The organism is Streptomyces sp. 15-116A (assembly GCF_025290915.1).
Classification (GTDB): Bacteria; Actinomycetota; Actinomycetes; order Streptomycetales; family Streptomycetaceae; genus Streptomyces.
In genome coordinates, this window is sequence record NZ_JAOCQE010000269.1 from 1 (window position 1) to 8,467 (window position 8,467).

The following is an 8,467-nucleotide window of genomic DNA, read 5'->3' on the forward strand; positions in this document are numbered from 1 at the left end:
CGCCGGGTCGCCGGTGGCGTCCCGCACTTGTCGCGCGACCCAGTCCCGGACGGGGTCGCCGCGCTCCGGGGTCAGGGCGGCGGCCAGTGCGGTGAGGAACCGCACGGCGCGCGGCACGCCGTCGGCCGGCCAGTTGGTGTGCGCCAGCAGTTGGTGGGCCTCCCAGGCGGTGTTGACGCCGGGCGGCAGCGGCCCGAAGTGCGGTCCGGCGGCGGCCTGGTAGACGTCGTCGAGTCCGGGCACCGTGGTGCGGTCGAGCCCGACGAGCAGACCGCGCAGCGCGTGCTCGGCGGCGTCCTCGAAGACGGGCAGCGCCACGGTGTGGGCCAGCGAGGCGGCGTGCCGGGACGGCAGGTCGTAGTCGGCCACGTACTGCACCGCCTCGGTGAGCGCCCGCCAGCCACGCGGTACGGCGCCGAAGGCCCGCACCATGGAGATGACGTGGATCTTCTTCTCGGGCGACTCGGGCACGGAGATCCGTGCCCTGAGCCGGGCCTCGGCCTCGGTGACACAGAGCCGCCGGTTGGCGATCTCGTCGAGCACCGACACCTTCATCAACGCGTCCGCCAGGCGTGCGGCCGATTCGGGATCGAACACCGCACCCGGCGCGGGGTCAGGCGTCGTCACGCAGCCGGTGCGGCCAGGTCTGCCCGGCCAGTCGGATGAAACGCTGCACGGCGCTGGTCTCCCCCTCCATGACCCGGACGACCGCGACCAGGGCCGCCGGGCCCTCCTCGAACTCATCGCATCGGCGGACGAGTTGCAGGAGCTGGAGCCGCGGCCGGCTCTGCCGTGGGACCCCCCGGGCGATCCTGCCGGGCAGGAGGGACAGCAGTGCCGCTCCCCCGTCCGACGCTACCGATTCGATTGCCAGCAAGCTTTCCACGATCGGCCACAACTCGCCCTGCGTTGTGGCTTGTTGGGCGGCGCTGCGTCCAGGGGGAAAGTTCCCGGACAGGAGTTCACCAAAACTGGTCGAGTCCAATACGTCGAACGGGATCATCCGGGCGGCACCGGCCCGGCCAGAGGGCGATCCGGACTCAGGGGCGATCACTCCGATCACCTGGCCGAGTTCGGTGTCCCACACGCCCGCGCCTGCGAAGTGCCCTGCCCACGCGGTTTCGAGTGACTCCAGGCACCGAAGACCGTCGCGCGACCCCCCAGCCACCCGGCCCCGGACGCGCAGTCCGGAGCCCGCACCGGCCTGCCCGTACACCGACACCGCGAACCCGCTCCGCTCCCCGCAATGCCCCACCGGAGCCGGTACGGCATCGGCGGCGCGCTCCAGATGCAGCACCGCGAGGGAGTGCCGGGGTCCGATCTCCGCGACCCTCGCCGGCGCCCACCGCGCCCCGCCGCTCCCCCGGAACTCCGCCAGCACGATCCCAGCCGGCGCACGATCGAGCACGGCGGCGCAGGTCAGCAGGGTGTGCTCGGCGATCACTACCGCCGCCAGGGCCAGCGGCGTACCGGCGGGATCGAGGATCCGCGCCTGCCAGGAGGGGGCGGCATCCGGCGGGGAGATGTCGTCGGCGCGCGCTGTCGCCACGTAACTCCCTTCCGCCGACCACGGTTTGACCGTGTGCGGAAGGGTACGGCCGGAGGCGGAGCGGCGCCAGACGGTCAGAGCGGGGGCACCGGCTCGCCGCACACCGCCGGGATCCGGCCGATCCAGTCGCTCACCTCGCGGATGCCGGGCGGCGGCGCCCCCTCGCTCTCCCGGGAGAGCGTCCGGTGGACCGCGCGGACCAGCTCGGGGCGGTGCAGCAAGGCATGCGCGGCCGCACGCTCTCCGATCGCCGCGAAGGCAAGCCCGAGGCCCACCCAGGCGGACGGCGAGTGGGGGTCGGCGGCGAGGACCTGTGCGTACCCCTGCGCCGCACGCTTGGCGTCCCCCTCGCACAGCGCGACATCGGGCGCGGTCAGCGCGGGATCGCGTCCGGCGGCGTAACTCCCGCCGTGCGCATGGGCGGTGAGGGCGCCGGGCTCCGTGAGGGCCGCGCGCCGGAGCTCGCCCCGCGGGTCGGGCGGTCCGTAACGGGGGTCGGTGCGCACCTCGGAGGGGACCGCCGGGAGCGTGCGCGGATCGGCGCCCTGCCGCCACGCGCGGGCCAGCAGGCGTACGCCTTCGGCGTCCGGGTGGGTGTGCCGGGCGCGCCAGACCGCCTTCAGGTCGGCGGTCTCCTGCCGGGCGAGGGCCGCGATGTCCTCGGGGACTTGTTCCGCCTCCCAGGCGGCGGCCTGCTCGGTCATCGCCGCGACGAACCGCCGCCCCGGTGCAGTCAGCCGGGCCAGGTCGCCGAGGGTGCGCAGGGCATCGGTGACGGCCTCGCGCCACAGGGCGAACTCGAAGTGGGCGAGGCGGGCGGCGGCGCCCTCGAGCGCGTGGCGTTCGACTCGCCAGAAGTCGGCGACGCCCGCGAAGGAGTAGGCGCCGTGCAGCAGTCCGGAGGCGGGCCTGGGGTCACCGCGCCACGGGGCGAACAGCAGCTCGGGGTCGGCGTCCTCGTCCTCGCACAGCGGCAGTTGATGCAGCAGGCCGTTGAGGACGGAGTGCCGCGCCTCGTGGACGAGCGTCGCCGCGAGGTCGCCGGTGTCCTGGTGCAGCGACATCAGCGCGCTGCCGAACGCCTCGTTGTAGGAGGCGCTGGTCGGACGGTAGCGGGGGGCCTCGGGCAGCGGCACCAGGACGCGCAGGGCGGTGGCGCGCAGGGCCGCGGCGTGCGGGTGCCGGCGCAGGAGGGCCGCGTCGGCCGCCTGGAGCATGGACCGCCAGCGGGCCGCCTCGGCGGGGGTGAGGGGCGTGGCGGGCTGGGGCGCGGTCCGGAAGTCGCGGTAGGGGTCGCTGTCGTCGAGGACGAGGGTCCCGTCGGCGACACCGCGCAGTGGCTGCCAGCCGGCGTCGGCGCGGTCCGGGTCGTCGGGGAGGGGAAGGCTCCGGTCGGCCACGGTCAGGTGCGCGGGTCCGGACGCTGGGATCCGCAGGACGGCCACCTGTTGCCGGATGGGGGCGGTCAGGTCCTCAGGGAGGGCCATCCGGCCCAGCGTGGGCAGGGGTACGGCGCCGCCGGACACGGGCAGGTCGATGTCGGCCGTGAACCGGGCGCGCAGGGCCGCTGCCGCGGCGAGGTGGTGCAGATAGCCGAGTTCCTGCCAGAGGGGAGTCGTCCCGTGCTCCTCGGTCCCCGAGGTGCGCAGGCGGTCGAGCACCCGGACCGCCCAGATTCCCAGTCCGGGGTGATCGAGGAGGCCGGACACCACGTCCGGGTGGTCCCGTTCGACGCGCAGGAGGAGGTCCAGCGGGGTGGTGAGCGGGGAGAGGGGCGAGCCCGTGTCGGCGCCCGCCGTCCGCGCGGACTCGACGACGGCGCGGAGCATCAGCATGCGCCGGCCGCGTTCAACGGCGCGGATGCGCCCGGCGGTGGCGGGGGCCATACGCCCCACGGCGAGGTCGTCCAGATCCGACAGCGGGAGACGGTGCCGGGTCGTCGCGGTCATCCGCGAAGGTCCTCAGTGCCGGTCGGGGGCGCAGTCGACGGCGAGATAGGGGCTTCCGGCGCCGCCGCTGGCGCTCTGCGCCGCGGTCTTCTCGCCGAGATGCCGTACCAGGGAGGAGAGTGCGTCCGTGACGGTGGCGTCGCGGAGGGCCATCACCTCCCGCAGACCGCAGCGGCTGAGATCGATGAGATCGGTCTCGATCTCGGTCGCGGACGTCGTCACTTGCGCTCCCTGCTGCTCCCCCTGGTACCAGTGTGTCGGGAGGCAACGTACCGTAATCAACCGCCACTTCGTGGCGCTCACGCCCATGTCACGCCGAGCGCTTTCGGGAAGAGGCCGACTTCTTCGCTGTCGCCTTCTTCTCCGGAGCCCTTTTTGCCGTGCTCTTTGCAGTCGTACTCTTTGCCGCTGCCTTCTTCGTGCTCGTCGATTTCCGTGCTGAGGACGCCGTTTTCTTCGCTGCCGTCTTCTTCGCCGTGGACTTCTTGCCGCCCGACTCCTTGGGCGCCGCGCGGGAGGTCTTGCGTTGCGGCATGGGCTTGATCTCGGCCTCCTCCGCGGACTCGCCGCGGGACTCGCGGGCCGCGCGGACGCTGTTCTCCAGGGCCGCCATCAGGTCCAGGACCTTGCCGCCGCGCTCGGGCTCGGGCAGTTCCGGCGGGGTCTCGCCGGCGGCCTTGGCGGCGATGACCTCCTCCAGCGCCTCGCGGTACTCGTCGTGCAAGTCCTCGAGCTCGACCTCGCCGAGGGTGTCCATCAGGGCGTCCGCGAGATCGAGTTCCTTGTCGCGGACGGTCACGCTGGTGTCGGGGGCGACGCCCTCGGGCGCGCGCACCTCGTCGGGCCAGAGCAGGCCGTGCATGGCGATCGCGTCGCCGACCACCCGCAGCATGCCCAGCCGCTCGCGGCCGCGCAGGGCGAACTTGGCGATGGCGACCTTGTTGCTGCGTTTGAGGGCCTCGCGCAGCAGGGTGTACGGCTTGGCGGCGGGCGCGCCGCTCGCCGCCAGATAGTAGGCGGCGTCCATCTGGAGCGGGTCGATCCGGTCCCCGGGCACGAAGGCGACGATCTCGATCGTCTTGGCGGTCGGGATCGGCAGGTGGGACAGGTCCTCGTCGGTGATCGGGATGATCGAGCCGTCCGCGTCCTCGTAGCCCTTGCCGATCTCCTGGCTGCTGACCTCGCGTTCCTCCAGTTCGCAGAACTTGCGGTAGCGGATCCGGCCGCCGTCCTCGGTGTGGATCTGGCGGAAGGAGATCGAGTGGCTCTCGGTGGCGTTCACGAGCTTGATCGGGATGCTGACCAGGCCGAACGAGATCGCGCCGTTCCAGATGGACCTCACGTGCCGCACCTTTCCGACCGTTTGTCATGGTTTGCGTGAGATTCTCATCGTATGGCGCCTATCACTGAGGTGGAGGGGCGACGGCTCCCGCTCAGCAATCTCCAGAAGGTGCTGTATCCCGCCACCGGGTTCACCAAGGCGGAGGTACTGCACTACTACGCGACCGTGGCCGAGGTGCTGCTGCCGCATCTGCGGGACCGGGCGGTGTCGTTCCTGCGGTATCCGGACGGGCCCGACGGGCAGGTCTTCTTCACCAAGAATGTGCCGCCGGGTACGCCCGAGTGGGTCACCACCGCCGAGGTGCCCAGGTCGGAGGGGCCCTCACGGATGGTGGTCGTGCAGGATCTGCCGAGCCTGATGTGGGCGGCGAACCTCGTCACCGAGTTCCACACCCATCAGTGGCTGGTCGGGGACCCGTCCGAGGCCGACCGGATCGTCTTCGACCTGGATCCCGGGCCGCCCGCGACGATCGTGCACTGCTGCGAGGTCGCGCTGTGGCTGCGCGAGCGGCTCGCGGAGGACGGGTTCGAGGCGTACGCCAAGACGTCCGGGTCGAAGGGGCTGCATCTGCTGGCGGCGGTGCGGGGCGCCTCCTCCGAGCGGGTGTCGGACTACGCCAAGGGGCTGGCTGTGGAGGCGGAGAAGGCGATGCCCCGGCTGGTGCTGCACCGGATGACGCGGAGCCTGAGGCCGGGCAAGGTCTTCGTCGACTGGAGCCAGAACGCCGCCCGCAAGACGACGGCCACCCCGTACACCCTGCGTGCCCGGGCCGAGCCGCTGGTGTCGGCGCCGGTGACCTGGGAGGAGGTCGAGGAGTGCCGGTCACCGGACCGGCTGGCCATCACCGCCCCGGACATCGGGCCGCGCCTGACGGTCCACGGCGACCTGCTGGCGCCGCTGCTGGACCGGGGGCACGCCGGTTCGCTGCCGTGAACGCGTGAAGCGCGAGCCGCACGGAGCGCGAGCCGCACGGAGCGCGAGCCACGTCGGACACGCACGCATGAACACCTGCGCCGGCGCACCACCCTTCCTCACACCCGCGCCCACGTGTTCCGGTCGCGCGCCATCGCGTGCAGCGCCTCCACGTCGGCCGGCTTGAGCACCCCGCCCTGCCGCGTCAGCCCCACCACGTCGGCGTCCGTGACCACGCGCACCTCGCGCGGCGGGACCCGCAGGCTCACCTGGGAGGCGCCGACCAGGACCAGCACCGGGCGGACCTCGGCGGTCAGCGCGTAGGAGGCGCGGTCGGCGCAGGCCCGGACGCGGCGCAGCAGCGGCGTCGGTTCGCGGCGGCCCAGCGCGACATGGGGGTCGGTGACCGTCACGCGCTGCTTGTGGGCGTACAGGGTGTGGACGGCGTACAGGCCGCCGGGGCCGATCAGCAGATGGTGGATGCGGTCGCCGCCGGGGAGCGGGATCGAGTGCAGGGTGTGCCAGCCCGCGCCGTCGGTGCGGTCCAGGGCCTCGCCCACCGTGAGTTCCGCGGTGAGGGCCCTGCGGCGCGGGTCGGGGCGCAGCCGGCGGGCCGGGCCGGGGTCGCGGTCGAGGGCGACCAGCAGGGCCTCGCCGGGGCGGTTGGGCGCGAGGTCGTCGTCCGGGTGCAGGGACAGGCGCGCGAGCTCGGCGGGCGTGGGCACCGGGGGCGGGCCGACGGAGACGGGGCCGGTGAGGAAGGGGCCCAGGGCCTGAAGGACATCGTCCTCGTGGTCCTGGCCGAGCAGGTTGACCCGGGCGGCCTCACGGTCGTACCAGGCGAGGTTCCTGCCGTCCGGGTGGCAGACGTACAGCCGTTCCCGGCCGCCCTGCCAGGTCGGTATGACGCGCAGTCCGTTCATGCACCATCACCCCAGTCCATGGGAACAGGCGGGGTGCTGTGCGGGCAAGAACCCGGCTACCGTGGGAAGGAGTTGGGGATCGTGGGGAGGCGCCGTTGCGTACCCGTGAGGAGCGACCCGACGTACCGGCTCCGGACCGTCCGTGGGACGAGATCGTGCCTGGTCTGTGGATGGGCGGGCACGAGTTCAGGGGCCGGTCCGGGCGGCTGGAGCTGGCGGTGGTGCGACAGGAGTTCGATGTCGTCCAGACGCTGCTGCGGCTGCCGGGCTACGGGCCGGGACCGGAGACCGAGCATCAGGTATGGCCGATCCCGGACGGGCCGCTGGACGGGACACAGCTCGCGGGTGTCATCCGGCTCGCGGAGGCGGCATGCGAGGCGCGAGCGAGCGGGCGCACGGTCCTCGTACGCTGTTACCACGGGTACAACCGCTCGGGTCTGGTCGTCGCGCACGCCCTGATGCGGCAGGGCGAGTCCGCGGACGCGGCGATCCGCCTGATCCGCTCCCGCCGCTCGCCCTGGGCCCTGCACAACGACCTGTTCGTCGACTACCTGCGCACAGGTCTGCCCACGGCCCGGCTTCTGGAGGACCTGGCGGAGTAGGCGCCGCAAGGGCACCTGATGGGTGTCACCCGGGACGCACCCGCGACCGGCTCGCGCATAAGGTGTGCGCACACCGAGGTGGTCCAAGAACGTCCAGGAGTCCCGTGCCCCCCAGCCGTCGCATGCGCGTCCTGCGCCGTGCCGCCGTCGTCGCGCTGGCGCTGTCGGCGGCCGTCGGCTGCGGTGACAGCGGCGGGCTGCGCGGGGCGGGCGCCACCCCGACCGCGATCAGCCCGGCCCGGCTGTGGCCCGAGCTGACGCCGGCGTCGAGTCCGGCGTACGACCTGGGCGAGGTGGACACCGAGGTGGTCAAGGGCGTCGCCGTGCCCGGTGGCGACATCCGCGCGGTGGACCCGGTGGCCGTGGTGCGTGCCGAGATCGCCGCGCATCCCGACGAGTACCGGGGCGACAAGGCCCCGTACCGGGACACGGTCCGCGCGATGGCCGAGTGCGGCGAGCGTTTCCGCAGCCGCCACCGCCCCGGCTGCCCGCTGCTGGAGCCGTACTACCGCGATCTGACCGGCGACGGGCGGGCCGACCTCACACTGGGCTTCCATCTGCTCCCGGAGAAGCTGACCGGCGTCCGCGTCTACACCGTGGAGAAGCGGCGGCTCGTGCAGGTCATGGCGTACGACGACGCCCTGAGCGGGGTCGAGCTGGCCGGACGGTCGGTGATCATCCGCTCGCCTTCGGAGGTCGCCGGGTACGAGTACCGGCTGCAGTGGACCTGGGACCCCGATCAGCGGGCGATGCTGCTGACGCACGACGAGATGCGCCCGACCGGCCGCAAACGGCCCCCGAGCCCCCGGCCCGACAGCACCTCACCCACGCCGTCTCGCTCCCCGTCGGCGGACGCCCCGTGAGGCTCCCGCTGCCCCGCTGGACCGGCCCGCTCGCCGTCAGGGCGGCCGTGTTCATCACCGTGATGTGCTGCGCGCTCGCCGCGCTGCTCGGCGTGCTGGTGCATGTGCAGGTGACCGATCAGACCGTCGGCCAGGCGCGGGACACCGCGCTGCGGCGGCTGACGGAGGCGACCGAGGCGTACCAGGCCGGGGACGCGCCGCGCGGCGGAGCCGCGGTGGATCCGCCGGGGCTGCCCGCCGAGCTGCGCGACCTGGCCGTGTCCGGGCAGCGCGGCACGATGCTCGCGCACCGCGAGGGCCGGCCGGCGATGTGGGCGGCGGGACCGG

9 protein-coding genes and 1 pseudogene are annotated in these 8,467 nt (G+C 73.3%); 4 read left to right on the plus strand and 6 right to left on the minus strand.

Annotated features, from left to right (window positions below; genetic code table 11):
- The 5 genes from N4P33_RS29095 to N4P33_RS29115 all read right to left on the minus strand — a co-directional run.
- On the minus strand, positions 1-627 hold a 627-nt coding region (locus N4P33_RS29095; RefSeq protein WP_260829872.1), incomplete at its 3' end, for an effector-associated domain 2-containing protein.
- The gene (locus tag N4P33_RS29100) at positions 614-1,549 is read right to left on the minus strand and encodes an effector-associated domain 2-containing protein (protein ID WP_260829873.1); all 936 of its coding nucleotides are present in this window, start codon (positions 1,547-1,549) and stop codon (positions 614-616) included. The genes N4P33_RS29095 and N4P33_RS29100, both read right to left, overlap by 14 nt.
- Positions 1,550-1,623: 74 nt before the next feature.
- Positions 1,624-3,498, minus strand: a complete 1,875-nt coding sequence (locus N4P33_RS29105) for an aKG-HExxH-type peptide beta-hydroxylase (protein WP_260829874.1) — start codon at positions 3,496-3,498, stop codon at positions 1,624-1,626.
- Positions 3,499-3,510: 12 nt separating this feature from the next.
- On the minus strand, positions 3,511-3,720 hold the full coding sequence (locus N4P33_RS29110) for a hypothetical protein (RefSeq protein WP_260829876.1): 210 nt from the start codon (positions 3,718-3,720) through the stop codon (positions 3,511-3,513).
- A gap of 88 nt (positions 3,721-3,808) precedes the next feature.
- Positions 3,809-4,849 (minus strand): Ku protein, encoded by a 1,041-nt coding sequence (locus N4P33_RS29115; RefSeq protein ID WP_260829878.1) that lies wholly within the window; start codon positions 4,847-4,849, stop codon positions 3,809-3,811.
- Between the two features lie 42 nt (positions 4,850-4,891).
- Between N4P33_RS29115 and ligD the strand changes: the two genes are divergently transcribed.
- Positions 4,892-5,773 (plus strand): non-homologous end-joining DNA ligase, encoded by an 882-nt coding sequence (gene ligD, locus N4P33_RS29120; RefSeq protein WP_260829881.1) that lies wholly within the window; start codon positions 4,892-4,894, stop codon positions 5,771-5,773.
- 98 nt (positions 5,774-5,871) lie between these two features.
- Here ligD and N4P33_RS29125 read toward each other — a convergent pair whose 3' ends face one another.
- Positions 5,872-6,675, minus strand: a complete 804-nt coding sequence (locus N4P33_RS29125) for a nuclease-related domain-containing protein (RefSeq protein WP_260829883.1) — start codon at positions 6,673-6,675, stop codon at positions 5,872-5,874.
- A gap of 95 nt (positions 6,676-6,770) precedes the next feature.
- Between N4P33_RS29125 and N4P33_RS29130 the strand changes: the two genes are divergently transcribed.
- From N4P33_RS29130 to N4P33_RS29140, 3 genes and pseudogenes are all read left to right on the plus strand, one after another.
- Positions 6,771-7,277, plus strand: a complete 507-nt coding sequence (locus tag N4P33_RS29130; protein WP_260829884.1) for a dual specificity protein phosphatase family protein — start codon at positions 6,771-6,773, stop codon at positions 7,275-7,277.
- Positions 7,278-7,399: 122 nt separating this feature from the next.
- On the plus strand, positions 7,400-8,140 hold the full coding sequence (locus N4P33_RS29135) for a hypothetical protein (protein WP_399030312.1): 741 nt from the start codon (positions 7,400-7,402) through the stop codon (positions 8,138-8,140).
- Positions 8,137-8,467, plus strand: a pseudogene (locus tag N4P33_RS29140) (two-component sensor histidine kinase); the annotation flags it as partial. The gene N4P33_RS29135 and the pseudogene N4P33_RS29140, both read left to right, overlap by 4 nt.